The 14,560-nt window shown below is 36.9% G+C and carries 8 protein-coding genes and 1 pseudogene; 8 read left to right on the forward strand and 1 reads right to left on the reverse strand.

Translation table 11 applies throughout. The features are described 5' to 3' along the window. The first annotated feature begins 208 nt into the window (after positions 1 to 208). Together AB3I42_RS04185 and AB3I42_RS04190 are read left to right on the forward strand one after the other, a co-directional pair. Positions 209 to 2,425, forward strand: coding sequence for a putative mucin/carbohydrate-binding domain-containing protein (locus AB3I42_RS04185; RefSeq protein ID WP_368022297.1), 2,217 nt, complete (start codon positions 209 to 211; stop codon positions 2,423 to 2,425). 741 nt (positions 2,426 to 3,166) lie between these two features. Then, a pseudogene (locus tag AB3I42_RS04190) lies at positions 3,167 to 4,279 on the forward strand (alpha/beta hydrolase); the annotation flags it as partial. A 267-nt stretch (positions 4,280 to 4,546) separates the two neighbouring features. On the opposite strand, the gene AB3I42_RS04195 reads toward AB3I42_RS04190, so the two are convergent. Then, positions 4,547 to 5,722 carry an AraC family transcriptional regulator gene (locus AB3I42_RS04195; protein WP_081125178.1) on the reverse strand — a complete coding sequence of 392 codons (1,176 nt, stop codon included), beginning with the start codon at positions 5,720 to 5,722 and terminating at the stop codon, positions 4,547 to 4,549. 158 nt (positions 5,723 to 5,880) lie between these two features. On the opposite strand from AB3I42_RS04195, the gene AB3I42_RS04200 reads away from it, so the two are divergent. Genes AB3I42_RS04200 through AB3I42_RS04225 form a run of 6 tightly spaced genes read left to right on the forward strand, consistent with a single transcriptional unit; the run spans position 5,881 to position 14,386 of the window. Continuing rightward, positions 5,881 to 8,088, forward strand: a complete 2,208-nt coding sequence (locus AB3I42_RS04200; RefSeq protein ID WP_010737700.1) for a glycoside hydrolase family 3 N-terminal domain-containing protein — start codon at positions 5,881 to 5,883, stop codon at positions 8,086 to 8,088. Positions 8,089 to 8,098: 10 nt separating this feature from the next. Beyond that, positions 8,099 to 9,451: a PTS sugar transporter subunit IIC gene (locus tag AB3I42_RS04205; protein WP_010737699.1), complete on the forward strand. Its 1,353-nt coding sequence runs from the start codon at positions 8,099 to 8,101 to the stop codon at positions 9,449 to 9,451. A 13-nt stretch (positions 9,452 to 9,464) separates the two neighbouring features. Then, complete coding sequence (locus AB3I42_RS04210; protein WP_181914473.1) at positions 9,465 to 10,352, forward strand: ROK family protein; 888 nt, start codon at positions 9,465 to 9,467, stop codon at positions 10,350 to 10,352. Then, a complete protein-coding gene (locus tag AB3I42_RS04215; RefSeq protein WP_368022299.1) occupies positions 10,342 to 11,706 on the forward strand; it encodes a glycoside hydrolase family 1 protein in 1,365 nt (454 codons plus the stop codon). Before AB3I42_RS04210 ends, AB3I42_RS04215 begins: the two co-directional genes overlap by 11 nt. A 4-nt stretch (positions 11,707 to 11,710) precedes the next feature. After that, positions 11,711 to 12,685 carry an alpha/beta hydrolase gene (locus tag AB3I42_RS04220; RefSeq protein ID WP_081123287.1) on the forward strand — a complete coding sequence of 325 codons (975 nt, stop codon included), beginning with the start codon at positions 11,711 to 11,713 and terminating at the stop codon, positions 12,683 to 12,685. Further along, positions 12,686 to 14,386 (forward strand): DUF4091 domain-containing protein, encoded by a 1,701-nt coding sequence (locus AB3I42_RS04225; RefSeq protein WP_181914474.1) that lies wholly within the window; start codon positions 12,686 to 12,688, stop codon positions 14,384 to 14,386. It abuts the gene before it with no gap. The last annotated feature ends 174 nt before the right edge of the window (positions 14,387 to 14,560 follow it).

Here is a 14,560-nt window from a genome sequence, read left to right on the forward strand (position 1 = left end):
TTAAATAACATTTTATATTAAAAATATATTTATGGTTAATTATTTAAATAACTGTAATTATTATAGGTTGTAAGGATAAAAATTTATAAATATTATATTTTTGCTATTTATTTAGTTGTTATTTATAATTAAATTGTACAAAAGATAACATTTTCTTAATGAATGAATCATTATTTTTTTCATAAAATAATTTTAAGGAGTGAGGTAAATGAAAAAATATGCGGTTAGTCTGTTGTTGTTTGTGTTTGGTATCTGTGTACTTTCAGCCAATGTTGGGGCGCAAGAAGTCACGTCAAAAGAGATTTTTAGTATTCCGGAGCCGACGTGGATCTTCAACTCAGGGATGAGTAAAGGGAAAAACCATGATCGTCAGGATCTAGGTTTTATCTTAAGCGAAAATACCGAATTGAGAATGAGACAGACAAATGCTCATTTCAAGAATAAGTTAAAATTGCGACTACTAGGAAACGATAAAAAGAATGAAAAAAGTATCGAAGTTGGATCTAATTGGGTAAGTATCCGTGCAGATGAGCCCTTGGTTCCATTTATTGATACACCGTACGGAGAAGGATCAGCACAGATCGAATACGAAGTGGTGACTTCCAAAGAAATGAAAGCGTTACCTGTTTATAAATATCATGGGAATGAGACCATGTTTTTTTCAATGTGGGATACGGAGGATGCAGAGTATGCGTTAATTCAAGGAGTAGATTTCCAGTTACTCATGCCCAAATTGGACAAAGAACTAGTGAGAAACTTAAAAGATTTTCCATCAATTGATGCGTTGATTGGGTATCATCACGGTATTTTTGCTTTATTTAACGGTATCGCTGGTTTTGATGGTTCCGCACCAGAAAATCAGAACGGCGCGAATCGTTACTTTTTAAAGGCAGATGATTCTGGCGCAGGTGCTGCTTATTATGGGGGTGATTGGACAGCTAATAGTGAACCTACGACAGATATGTGGTTGAAAGAACTAAGTTGGGCAACATTACATGAAATTGCTCACGGTTATCAAGCTGGTTTTGATGGGCAAGATATGTATACTGGCGAAGTGTCAAATAATTTATTTGGGGTCCAATATCAGTATGAAAAATATGGAAAAAAAGCAGATGACATCGGTTGGTTGTTTAATTTAGGTAAAAAAGAAGAAGTCGAAAACAAGCTATATGATAAGTTGATCCGTGACGGAGACACTTACCATGATGTCGATGTGCGTGAACAACTGATTTTATTAACGATGTTCAAACAAAAAGCTGGAAATGACTCCTTCACTAAGATATATCAGGAATATCGTAAAATGGCTAATCAAAGTGATTTCAAAGATTGGGAATATACATTACCTAATTTAATGAATCGTATCTACAGTGAAAATAGTAAGCAGGATTTTTCTGCTGCCTTAAAAAAACGTGGGTTGTATCTTGATGAATTTCAAGCAGAAAAAAATCGTGTGGCAGGTTATCCAGCTGTGGCTTCATTGGCAGATATTGTCTCTGAAAATGAGTTGGTGCGTGCACGTCAATTGATTGACCCAAACTATTTGATCAATTCTAATTTTGAATTGGTTACTAACGAAGAAATCGCCTCTCTAGGGTTGGTTGGTGATTTGACCATTGAAATTCTTCCTAGCGATTTGAGTAACTTTGAAGGGCTCACAGTTGAATTAAAAGATGGAGCAACTATTATAGCGAGTCAACCAGTACAACAAAAAATGACATTCAAAAATATTCCTAACGGGGTCTATCATTTAGAATTTTCTGGTGAACAAATGAAGTATTATTTACCAAGCGAAAATTATGTTTATGTAAAGGAAACCCAAAACCATGCTTCTCTTTCATTAATCAAAGCTGATATCAGTAAGTTAGCCGATGAAGATCTTATCTTTTATGGTTTTAGTGATCAATGGTCAGGCTCATTAAGAACGAATTTGAATTCAAGAGAAGCAACACTTACCTTAAATATACCAAAACCTCATTATTTATTTAAAGATGAACTCTATGTAAAAGTGACCATCAAATCTCAGGATGGCAAAATTAGGTATGAAAAATCGATTAATGGAGACATACCTGAACGATTCACCGATGACCATTTGTTGCTTGAGATAGGAGATAGCATAGAAATCTACCATGCAGAAGCAAGAAATCGTTTGAAAGGTCCAGAAAATCTTATTGATCGTGGACAAAATACTAACCACTGGCTAGTTACGGAACATGGGTTAAAACACCTTGGATTAAACAATAATCCAGAAAAAGATCTTATGAAAAAAATTAAAAAATTAGGGAATTCATTAGTAAAAGCTGAGGGTATTAAACCGATGGCGTGGGAAAGATCAATGGCTAAAAAACAATTATGGACAGCCATACAATCTCTATCTCCAAAAGATACAGAACATTATATGTCCCAATATTATGTTTTGTTTAAATAGCATATGATGAGAAGTCAAAATTATCGAATTGATCGTCTTTAGCAAAAAACTTAGCACCTTAGAGGTTGAGACGAAAGTGTTAATTATCAAGCACCAAAAAAATTCCGGAACTTGCCAAGAAACACAAACGCTAGTTTTTTCTGTCGATTGTTATCTACTTGGTGCTTCTCAAATTCTTGATTAATTTCGGCTTATCTTTCGAAAATGCTGCTTTTATATCGTCGTGAACAAGAGCTCTTTAAACTCCGTTTATTCATTTTTAGATATACTAGAAGATACTGGGACAAAAAAGTTGTCTCAGTATCTTCTTTTGTTTTATCACAAGCGTTTGGTTTTAGTGATGTAATACAAATAAGACCAGTATAAAATATTAGCTAAATGGCTATGCTAGTATAAATGACTTGAATGATCCTAAGATTTACTCAAGAATTTTTTAAAAGAGCTTCTTTTATATAACAAATACTTCTTTTTTGATATAAAAATGGTTACGCTTTCATTAGAATAGAAATATCAAATAAAGGAGTGAGTAGAATGAAAAATAAATGTTGCATGATTACTTTGGCTTCTATTTTATTGTTAGGATGTGCTACACCAAGTATCGTTTACGGAAAGGAACAAGAGGGACTATTGGCAAGAACAAGCCTTGCATCTGTTTCTCAATCCCTCAACAAAGGAAACGAGGGGCAAGTAAAAACAACAACACTTGGACTATCTGACGATGAGCAAGCGATCATTCAAGCAATCGGTAAAGGCAAGAATTTCAAGGGAAAACTTTATTTAAATTATATCCGAGATAAAATAACTGAAGTTTTCAAAGAGTATAATGGAGATATTTTTAAACTTCTAAGTGAATTCTCTTCGTTGATATCAGACCAAATTTCAGAAGTGAATGTAAAAGAACGCTTTGATGTTAGTCCAGGAGTAATCAAACGTTTGATTACAATCAGTGCGATGTATGACATTGCTTTTGCAAAAGACAGTTGTTTTATGAGCTTGCTTGGTGCAGCGAATGATGGAACGGCACCTGCTGAGCCTACAGGTTTTTATCCTAATACCACTCAATTAGAAGGAACGACCGTAAATAAGCAAGATGGAAAATTAATGACGTTGAAATCTTATTATGTGGATCAAAAATCAGATGTAACGGTGATGATTCATGGTGGTTTTCGAGGAAATTGGAATTTAGGGACAGTAACGGATGAGTATAATATCTTTTACAATGCGGGCTATAATTTATTATTTGTAGACCCTCGTGCCACTGGAAACAGTGGGGGCGATTATGTCACTTATGGACAATATGAGTCAGATGATGTGCTCTATTGGATCAATCGAGAAGTAGGAACTAAGCCGACTCAAAAGATTTTACTTTATGGTGGCTCAATGGAGGCTGCAGCTATGATGTCAACATTAGCTAAGGATATCCCAGCAAACGTAAAAGGAATCATCGAGAATTGCGGATTTAAATCAATTGATGAACAACTTAGATACACCTACAAAAATACCGTAGCGCCTTTATTAGGTTCAATATTTGGGGAAGAATTTGACATTGTAGCAGACGAAGAACATGAAGATCTATATATGGGATTGTTGAAAGAGTATTACTTTGACCAAGAATTAAAAATGAATGTGAATGAAAATCTACCTGAAATTGGTATGGCCACAACGATCCCCAAATTGATCATTCACGGAGATGCTGATCAAGTAGTTCCTCATGAAAATGCGGATGAACTCTATGATCTTTCCGGGGGCTATAAAGTCAAGTTGATTGTAGCAGGAGCTGGACATGGGGAAGCCCAATCAGTTGATCCCGTAGCGTATCAAACATATGTCACTAATTTTCTAAATTATCTTTTTGGAAGTCAAAGACATTAAGAAAAAATGATTGATCTTTCTGAGGAATGGGACGAAGTTTGACACGATCGAGAGAGTAGCGCCACGCATAATTAGGTTGATGAAATAAGCCGAAGAATCTAAAATCATTTCCTTGATTTTAGTGTTCTTCGGCTTGTTTTTACTACATTTACTCAAACCACAAGCAGTTACAAATACATACATGAAAGTATTGAACCTATCTGATCTCGATCAAGATAAATGGAGAACGACTTAGTAGTTAAGGCATTTTCAGACTAATGAATGGGCATAGTGGATACTTTTGTATTCTTTTGGGGTACAGCCGGCGACCTTTTTGAACACTTGAATAAAATGACTTTGACTAGAATAAGCAAGCAAGTGACTGATTTCATCGTAAGAATGATCTGTAAACAATAACAAATGTTTTGCTTCGGTTATCTTTTTTTCTTGAATGTATCCGTGAATGGTAATCCCCATTTCTTTTTTGAAGTGGCTGCAAATATGTGCTTTATGTTTTTCAGTGATGGCAGCTAACTCGTCGACGGTGATGCGTTCGTATAAATGATTATTAATGTGGTTGACAATCGTTTTTACTAACATGGATTTTTGAGCTAAAGGAAAATTATGAAGCAGTTCCATAAAACGGAAGGTTGCTTCTTTCATATATTGCAGACATTCTTTGACTGAGTGGATATAAATCAGTCCCTGAATCAAAGAGTCGGACAGACCAAAGGCTTGATTGATCGGTACGCCTTCTTCAATACTCATTCTGGTGACGATGGCTACGAATGAGGCAAATTTAAGTTTCAACCCTTCCAATTCAAAGGGGGATAAAGAGACTTTATAGGTTTCTTTCATTTTATTGAAGACCCAAATGACTTTTTCAGGTTCGTTTCGTTTGATGTAATCTAGATACCGTAATTCAAAATGATACGAATCGAAGGTTTCTTTGTGGATCCGTCGATCATAAAGATTATTTTCCAGGCTGTAATCAGTGGATAGATTTTTTTTATTTTTATCTTGTTGAAAGTACCAAATAAATTCTTCCTTTTTGGTTGGCCGCTGAGTCAGAATCGTGTGTAATAGTTGGATATATTCTTCAAATGAATACTTGTCTTCTTTGGAATAATGAATATTATAATGGTACTCATGTCCCATAAAAAAACAAGAGGTTTCTTTTGAACCGATAATACCGCAAGGGCCAATGATCATCTGATATTCCTTTTGATCAGATTTAAAACAAAAATAGCCGTATAAATAGGATGTTGTATGGTAAAGCTGGATCTGCTCTGTTTTTCTAAATGGAAAATAGGTACTGATCGTGATTGGTAAGTCTTCTAAATTTTTTGGATGGATGAGATATCCGTTTTCATCAAATAATAGCATCGGAATCAAATATTTTCGGTACAATAAATCCATAGTTATTTTAATCGTATCGGTAGTCATAATGTAAATACTCCTTGTGACGAATTCTTTCTTTTTATTTTACACGAATAAATTTTGTATAGCGCGAATATTTTGGTATAAATGCTAATATTTTTATATAAAAATCGTTTTTTATTCTTTATAATCTGTTCTATAAAGCGGTTACAAATGAGGCGCCGATGGAAGCAGATCAGTTACAAGCTTTGTTTGATCGATTATCTGTTCAGGAAAAAATCGCACAAATGATCCAACTGAATGGAAGTATTCTATCAGAAAATGATGTGATGAATACTGGGCCAATGGAAGAATTAGGATTACCTCAAGAGTTAGATGTATTTGAGATTGGCTCTATTTATAATATCAACGATCATCAAAAATTAAAAGAACTACAAACAAAAGTTTTAGCAAAAAGTAAACACAAGATACCCATGTTGTTTATGTCAGATGTCATCTATGGGTTTCGGACAATTTTCCCCATACCTCTAGCTCAAGCTGGTTCTTACGATTTTGAGCTAATTCAACAAGCAGCTAAGTTAACAGCAGAAGAAAGTTATTTAAATGGCTTACATGTCTTGTTTTCACCAATGTTAGATTTAGCGCGTGATCCACGTTGGGGGAGGGTTATGGAATCTCCAGGCGAAGATGTTTATACGGCGAAAGAGTTTGCAAAAAGTATCGTCAATGGTTATCAGGGAGATAGTGAGACAAAAATTCCAGAAAAACATGTAGCCGCATGTCTGAAGCACTTTGCAGCTTATGGAGCACCGGAAGCAGGACGGGAATATCAAGCTGTAGATATGTCCCATCAACGGCTTTTCAATGAATATCTACAGCCTTATCAAGCAGCAATTGAAGCAAAATGTGAATTAGTAATGACTGCTTTTAATTTGTTGAATGGAGTTCCTGCAACTGGAAATGAATGGTTGAATCGAGAGATTTTACGTTCTCGCTTTGGTTTTGATGGCGTATTAGTTTCAGACTATGCAGCAATCAAAGAACTGATTCCTCACGGGTATGCCAAAGACGAAATAGATGCAGCCAAAAAGGCACTCATTGCAGGTGTTGATTTAGACATGATGACTTCGATTTATGCCAATCACCTGTCTGAATTAGTACAAGAGCCACGATTTATGCAACTTCTCGATGAAGCGGTGTGGCGTATTTTAATGTTAAAAAATAAATTGGGCTTATTTGAAAATCCTTATCGTGGCTTGGAAGAAGTGAATACTGGAGAAATCTTAACCGAAAAAGCTAAAGAAGCAGCAGTCGAGTTGGTTGAAAAAAGTTGTGTTCTTTTAAAAAATAATGACACACTTCCATTAGTACCAAATCAAAAAATTGCTGTGATCGGTCCATACGGCGAAAGTCCTCTCACTTTAGGTTTTTGGGCTTCAGTCAGCGGAAAGCCACAAGATACGGTTACTTTGAAGGAAGGATTGAGTCGCCATTTTGCGACAGATCACTTAATGTTTGCTAAAGGATACAATTTATTCGATTCTTATGATGGGTTTGGACCTCTGAAAAAAGGAATGGAATTATTGAATGGGCCAATTGCAGAAGAGGAATCATTAATGGAAGAAGCTTACCAGATTTCTCAAAAGGCTGATGTGATTGTATTAACATTTGGCGAACAATTTCTCGAAAGTGGTGAAGGAGCTTCTAAAGCTCACTTACAGATTTCAAAAAAACAACAACGTTTGATCAAAAAATTACATGAATTAAATAAACCAATTATAGGCGTACTATATACCGGTCGACCGCTAGTCATAACGGATATAGAAAAATATTTCGATAGTTTATTACTTGTCTGGTTTCCTGGAACGATGGGTGGGATCGGAATCGCTAATTTACTTGCTGGTAAAGTCAGTCCTTCTGCTCGTCTATCGATGACGTTTCCTAGAAGTGAAGGACAACTACCGATTTATTATGCTCAGACCTCCACAGGCAGACCAATATCAACAAGCAATCATTCTGAGCGTTTTGTCTCAAAATATATCGATGAATCCAATGATCCGCTATTCAAATTTGGAGCGGGAATGAGTTACGCCTCATTCGAAAGTCAATTACTGAGAAGTGAGCAAAAAGACCAATTTATTGAGATCAATTATTTAGTGAAAAATCGATCGGATGTTTCAGCAGAAACTGTGACACATCTTTATCTTCATCAAGAATATGCTTCGATTGTCCAACCGGAAAAACGATTGGTCAGCAGTCAGCGAATCTATTTAGAAGCAAATCAAGAAAAGCAAGCAAGAATCAATATTCCAATTTCTGACTTAGCTATCTTTGATAATAATGGAAATAGTTGGATAGAAGAAGGTGTCTACCATTTTTATTTAAATGTCGACGGGTTAGAAAGTGTTACCACATGGGAATATAAACAATAGGGGGATTACGATGGAAAAATTAGAAGCGTTTTTAGGAAGTAAGTTATTACCATTATCGCAAAAATTACAACAAAATAAAGTGTTAGCTGCTTTGATGGAAGGGTTTATTCGTACGAGTCCAATCACTTTGGGGATTGCGCTGATTACGATCGTAGGGAACTTCCCAATTCCTGGTTGGATCGATTATTTGACTTCATTAGGTATTTACCCACATGTAGAAGCTATTACAAATGGTGCAACTGGGGTATTTTCATTGTATGTCGTTTATAGTCTGGCTTTTTCTTATGCAAAACAACTGGGGACGAATGAGCGAAACGCAGCCATTATTTCTTTAGCTAGTTTTGTGATGTTGATGCCTCAAACTGTCGCAACAATGGCTATGCAAAATGGAGAGGCTGTAGACTCTACGATTGCAGCATTACGCTTAGATTTCTTAGGCGGACAAGGCTTGTTTATTGGAATGATCGTTGCGTTAGTGGTTACTCAACTTTATGCTTATCTATCGAAAAAAAATATTGTGCTTAAATTACCAGATAGCGTACCTCCGATGGTTACGCAATCATTGGCACCGGTCTTTGTTGTAACAATCATCTTTGTCTTTGTATTTATTCTGCGTATCTTATTTGGTTTGACAAAATCTGGCTCGATTTTCCAATTCTTTATCGATGTGATCAATGCACCGCTTAACGCGTTGGTTGCTAGTCCATTATCAATTATTATTATCATGGAAGTATTAGCTGTCCTTTGGTTCTTTGGAATTCACAACGCAGTTTTACAAGGACCATTAGGAGCAATCAGTATGACGATGGTTGTCTCAAATATCGCAGCTTTCCAAAAAAATGAAGCTTTGCCTTACTTGATTCCTTCTGTGATCTACATGGGAATGTACGCTGCAGGCTTCATGGGATTTGTGACGTTCTTTATGATTCGTAGTAAATCTGCCAAAATGAAACAACTTGGGAAATTATCCGTGATTCCTGCCATTTTCAACATTACGGAACCCTTGATGTTTGGTATGCCGATTATTTTAAACCCATTGTTTTTCATTCCACAAGTCTTTACACAGTTGATCGCAGGCTTTGTGACGTGGGGATTAACCACAACCATTTTACCGATTTCATTGAACCCAATGATAAGTTTATTGCCTTGGACGACACCAACTTTTGTTAAGATGCCACTTTCTGGTGGAATAAATTATACAATCTTGATGGTTATTTGCATGGGTATCGGGATCTTGATGTGGTATCCATTTATCAAGATTGCTGACAAAAAAGAGTATGAATTAGAATTAAAAGCAGAAGCCGAAGCTAAGGAAGCAAAAGAAAAGATGGCTGGTGTGATTGCAGAAGAAGTTCAAGCATAATGGAGGAGAGCAAATGATCGTTTTAGGGATTGATATTGGAGGGACGATGATCAAGACCGCTCTGATTTCTCAGAATGAAGTTTCTTTTAAAAAGCGTTTTCCAACACCTTCAGACAAAGAGCAATTTCAACGATTATTATCACAAATGATTCGTGACTATCAAGAGATCCAATCATTCCATAAAATTGCTTTTTCAGTACCTGGATCGGTTGATCAGTCTGGGACAGTTCGCTTCGGCGGTGCTGTTCCTTATCTGGATCAACTCCAATTGCAATCGTTTTTAGAGTTGGAGAATTTCGAAGTGTTCGTTGAAAATGATGCCAAAGCTGCTACTTCCTGTGAAATGAAATATGGCAATTTAAAAGGGATCCAACAAGCCGCAGCAATTATTTTGGGAACTGGAGTTGGCATGGGCATTTGTATCAATGGACAGCTTTATAAAGGAACGCACATGCAAGCCGGTGAAATTAGCTTTATGATCCGTGATCGTCAGATTACTGGTCAAGACTCGTTTGTAGGTATGGGACTGTCGGCTGTTTGGTTGATCAAACAATTAGCTGAATTATTAAAAGTAGACGACGAGGGCGAACAGGTCTTTGCTGCCTTAAAAGACAGTGAGAATGAGTCAGCCAAAGCTTTATTTCATGATTATTGTAAACAGGTTGCTTTTCTTTGTTTCAATGTTCAAACGCTGCTAGATGTTGAAGAGATCGTCATTGGTGGAGGAATCAGTCAACAAGAATATTTGGTCCAGACGATTCAACAAGCTTATCGAGAGCTGTTTACAGTAGCGCCAATCATCAAAAAAACATTACAACCAATGACGATTGAAGCAGCAAAATTTCAAGCAGACGCCAATTTAATTGGTGCGGCCATAAAGGAGAATGAAGATGAAAAATAAATTTCCAACAGATTTTTTATGGGGAGCTTCTACCAGTGCTTATCAAGTAGAAGGCGCTTGGAATGAAGAGGGGAAAGAACCATCTGTTCAGGATATCAAGTCTATCCCAGAAGGAACGACTGATTTTAAAGTTGCCTCTGACCACTACCATCGATTGGAAGAAGATGTCCGTTTATTTAAAGAGTTAGGACTAAAAGCTTATCGTTTTTCGATTTCATGGAGTCGTGTAATGCCTAATGGAAAAGTGAATCCAGCTGGTATTGCTTTTTACAAACGTTTGATTGAGTTATTGAAAGAAAATGATATCCAACCAATCGTAACTGTTTTCCATTTTGATTTGCCTGCGTCCATTGCCGAAAAAGGTGGTTGGGAAAATAGAGAAACGATTCAAGCTTTTGCGGATTATTGTCAGGTATTATTTGACCATTTTGGGCAAGATGTTTCACTTTGGCAAACAATCAATGAACAAAATGTCATGGCATTGGCTGGTTCTGTAATTGGGACAAGTAATAAAAGTATGAAAGAAAAATTCCAAGAAAACCATCATATGTTAGTCGCACAAGCCCTCGTGACCAGTAATTACCACAAAGGGAATTATAACGGCAAAATTGGACCAGCACCTAACATCGCCAGTGTGTATCCTGCTTCAGATAAACCAGAGGATCAGATGGCCGCTTTATATATGAGTGCGCTTAGAAATTGGCTCTTTTTAGATGTTGCTGTTTTTGGGAAGTACAATCATAATGCTTGGCATTTATTAGAGAAGATTGGTGCGGCACCAGTGATTACTGCAGAAGATCAAACGATTTTAGCAGAAGGAACAGGAGACTACATTGCTTTTAACTACTATAATACAATGACCGTCTCCAGTTATTTTGCTAAAGAACAAAAAATAGATCAGCAATCCGGTTTTGGGATTCCAGGATTCTTTCAAACAGTCGAAAATCCACATTTACCAATGACGGAATTTGGCTGGCCTATTGATCCAGAAGGGTTTCGTTTTACTTTAAATGAAATTTATTCTCGCTATCGCTTACCACTCTTGGTGACAGAAAATGGGATCGGTGCATCAGAACAACTCATTGACGGGAAAATCCATGATGATTATCGAATTGATTATTTACATCAACACATCCAGCAAATGGCTTTAGCGATTGAAGATGGCGTTGAGGTGATCGGTTATTGCCCATGGAGTGCGATTGATTTGATCAGTACCCATGAAGGAATCAATAAAAGGTACGGATTTATCTATGTCAATCGGACCGATGAAGAGTTACTCGATTTAGCACGGTATAAAAAGGATAGCTTTTATTGGTATCAACAAGTGATTGAGGAAAATGGCTTAGGAGAATGAAGCAATGAGAACAAAAGAAATTATTTTTGATCGCAAGGCAAATACCGGTCTCAAGCTTTACTTACAAGAAGAATTGTTTGAATCGCAGCCAATCGAACAACGTCCGTTTATTTTAGTAATTCCTGGGGGTGGGTATTCTTTTTGTAGTGAAAGAGAAGGGGAACCGATCGCATTAAGCTTTCTGTCAAAGGGCTATCATGCAGGTGTTTTACATTATCATGTAGGAGAACATCGTCATTTTCAAAAAGCATTGTCTGATGGACAAAAAGCAATGGAATTACTTCAAGAATGTGCGGAAGAATGGCAGATTGATCGTCATAAGATTGCGGTCATTGGCTTTTCGGCAGGTGGGCATTTAGCAGCAGCCATGTCGACAATGTTAGCGACTAAACCCGCTCTATGTTTATTAGGTTATCCAGCTATCCTCGCTTCTTTTTCAGAGGTCATGGGTATTTCGGCTCCTTCTTTTGAAGAATGCGTGACGAGTGATACGCCGCCGACGTTTTTATTCTCCACATTTGAAGATTCGATCGTTCCTATCGAAAATTCCTTACTATATTTACGTGCGTTAGAAGAAAATGATGTTCCTTTTGAATCACATATTTTTCAAAAAGGACCTCATGGACTTTCTTTGGCAACTAAGTGGTACCGCACATCTGATGAAGTGACAGACGAACGTTTTGCTCGCTGGTTTCCATTTGCGATGGAATGGATGGAATCACAGTGGGAAGAACAAGAAAAAGGCAACGAATTATCGACCAGAGAGATCATCGACATACCGATTTTTCAACTCGTAAAAGAGTCAGAAAATCAGCAAGTTCTCCAACGATTTTTCCCTGGCTGGCAAGATCCTAGTCGTTTCAAATTAGTAAAAAGACTTAATTTAAAGCAATTGCGGCGAATGATTCCAGATCAAATGACGAATGAACGATTTGAACAATTGATCGATGGATTGAATCGACCAAAGGAGGAGCATTGAATGCAAGCTTACCTTGTCCATGAAAGTTATAAAGCGACCAATCGTCTGACGGCTGAACAGCCTCAGGAACTTACGGAGTTAACTTTTTATAAGAACAGTAAAAATGCTTGTCAGTTACTACTTCATGACGGGCGAAAAAACCATTTCGTACTATCGAATGAATTTTCGATACCAGATGCTATTGAGATACCGATTTATCGTATCGCTATCGAATCCTCGTTACCAGTAAAAGCTCAATTTATTGACTATTATTTAGGCAACGAAGATATATTGTATGCTGATAAGTTGTTAGAACAAACAGTGAAAACTTATTCAGGCGATCGTTATGCGCCAATTTATCTGGAATTTCCTTTGGATACTGAAATCAAGTCTGGCAGCTATTCACTAGAAATAACAGTTTACCGTTCATATTTGACAGCCGGTGACGAAGAAGTAGTGACGAAAAAATTAATGATTGACGTTTCAGATTATTGTTTTCCAGATAACGTGACTCAGAAATTTAATTTGGACATCTGGCAACAACCGTCTAATTTAGCGAGAAGTTTTCAAGTCCCACTTTGGAGTGAGACTCATTTCCGATTGATTCGCGAAATGGCTGCCAGTTTAGCAGCTATTGGGCAAAAATCGGTAACGGTTATCGCAGGCGAGATCCCTTGGAAAGGTTGGTTCAATTATATCGTCAAAGACTATCCAGCGAATCTCTATGAGTATTCAATGATCAAAGTCAAGAAGGATCTCAAAGGAGAATTGACGTGTGATTTCACCATTTTAGATCGCTATCTTCAAACGATGGCAGAAGCAGGTATCGATCAAGAAATCAACGTCTTTGGTTTGTTAGGTGTGTGGCAAGTACCATTCTTCCCATTGATCCAACAGTTAGATTACCCTGAAAAAATTGTGGTTCGCTATTTTGATGAAGTCTTGCAAAAGATCGGATTCATCGAAAACAAAAATGAATTGAAGTCCTATTTCAACCAATTATTTGAGCATTTCAAAGAGATTGGGGTATGGGACAAAGTCAGGATTATCTCTGATGAGCCGAAGATTCACGAAATAGACACCTTTAAAGCTTCATTAGCAGAATTAAAGTCAGTGGATACTAGTGTTCAGATAAAAGTCGCTTTTGATAAAGAAAACGTCTTGGAACAATTGCTGCCAGATGTCGATTTTCCGGTCACTTCTTTTTATTGTACGTGCAACCATTATCAGCAGTTAACACAAAGCCATCCAGGAAAGACACAATATTATATTTGTAATTATCCTGATCGTCCGAATACCTTTTTACACAGCTCATTACTAGAGACTCGTATCCAAGGAATTTTAGCGCATTGCTTCAAAACAGATGGTATGCTGCGTTGGGCATATAATTGCTGGCCAGAAAATGTGCGAGAAGATATCCGCTATAATACTAGTTCGTTACCGATCGGTGATACTTGTCTCATTTATCCTAGCTATTCTGGACAGTTATTGTTGTCTTTACGTTACAAACAATTGCAAAGAGGAATTGAAGATTTTTACCTGGTCAAAGAAGCAGTGAAAAAGAATCCGATTGTCACACAACAATTGTTAGATGCATTTCTAGGCAGCAGCGAACCAAAAGAATGGATGAAAGATAGCCACACAAGCAACCAATGTTTGTTTAATCAACAGGCAGACGAATACGAAGCATTTCGAAAACAATTGATTGCTTCCTTGTCTTAGAGCTGAGTACTTGTTTTGTGGTTATTTCCCACAGGTGAAACAAGAAGAGACTCTTAGTTCCAGACGCTTTTTGATCACCTTGCTAAACAACATGCCTTTCTTTTAAAATCAAGCCCCAAAATTTGAAAAGTTCGTTCTGATTTTTCATTCTTGATTTGAGACATTGTTGCTTAT

It is taken from the genome of Enterococcus sp. C53 (genome assembly GCF_040887425.1).
Lineage (GTDB): Bacteria > Bacillota > Bacilli > Lactobacillales > Enterococcaceae > Enterococcus_B > Enterococcus_B hirae.

Bases quoted from the DNA above. Each gene is read 5' to 3' on its own strand.
- AB3I42_RS04215 (WP_368022299.1), top strand. From the start codon at position 10,342: ATGAAAAATAAATTTCCAACAGATTTTTTATGGGGAGCTTCTACCAGT.
- AB3I42_RS04225 (WP_181914474.1), top strand. From the start codon at position 12,686: ATGCAAGCTTACCTTGTCCATGAAAGTTATAAAGCGACCAATCGTCTG.
- AB3I42_RS04205 (WP_010737699.1), top strand. From the start codon at position 8,099: ATGGAAAAATTAGAAGCGTTTTTAGGAAGTAAGTTATTACCATTATCG.
- AB3I42_RS04185 (WP_368022297.1), top strand. From the start codon at position 209: ATGAAAAAATATGCGGTTAGTCTGTTGTTGTTTGTGTTTGGTATCTGT.
- AB3I42_RS04195 (WP_081125178.1), bottom strand. From the start codon at position 5,722: ATGACTACCGATACGATTAAAATAACTATGGATTTATTGTACCGAAAA.
- AB3I42_RS04200 (WP_010737700.1), top strand. From the start codon at position 5,881: ATGGAAGCAGATCAGTTACAAGCTTTGTTTGATCGATTATCTGTTCAG.
- AB3I42_RS04220 (WP_081123287.1), top strand. From the start codon at position 11,711: ATGAGAACAAAAGAAATTATTTTTGATCGCAAGGCAAATACCGGTCTC.
- AB3I42_RS04210 (WP_181914473.1), top strand. From the start codon at position 9,465: ATGATCGTTTTAGGGATTGATATTGGAGGGACGATGATCAAGACCGCT.